The sequence below is a fragment of the Bartonella sp. MR168JLCBS genome, from assembly GCF_042194175.1.
In genome coordinates this window covers 1-545 of the sequence record NZ_JBHIMP010000614.1, presented here as the reverse complement: position 1 = coordinate 545, position 545 = coordinate 1, and the positions used below count along the sequence as shown (strand labels likewise).

The 545-nt window shown below is 33.2% G+C and carries 1 pseudogene; it reads left to right on the top strand.

The annotated features are described in order from the left end of the window. Nucleotides 1–224 (top strand): annotated as a pseudogene (gene glnA / locus ACFIK8_RS13015) (glutamine synthetase); the annotation flags it as partial. Nucleotides 225–545: the final 321 nt, after the last annotated feature.

Below are 545 nucleotides of genomic sequence, written 5' to 3'. Positions count from 1 at the left end.
ACCTTTATGATCTTCCACCAAAAGAGCTCAAAGAAATTCCCACGGTCTCAGGAAGTCTGCGCGAAGCACTTGAAGAACTCGATAAAGATCGTCGCTTTCTTAAAGCTGGTGACGTTTTTGATGATGATCAAATTAATTCTTTCATTCAAGTAAAAATGCAAGAAGTCTTGCGCTACGAAACAACTCCACATCCTATCGAATTTGATATGTATTATTCCGTTTAAAAAATAAGTTATTCTTTTCAATTAAAAAATGGAGATAAAAAATTTCCATTTTTGTGGATATTTTTCTCATCAAAGGGCACAAGTGGCTTTTTGCTCATGTGTTTTTCCTTTATAAAGTTTAGTTGAATCTTTTCAAATCAATTATTAAGGTTTCCAATGCTGCGAATTCGTTCCCTTTTCCTTATTCTTTTATGCATTACCTTTATTATCTCAATAACTCAAGCTTATACAATTACAAGCCAAAAACTTACAGCTTTTGAAAAGGCTGCTTTTGCTTATAGTAAAGCACTTCAAAATGCCGACGCCAATGCCATTTTAAAT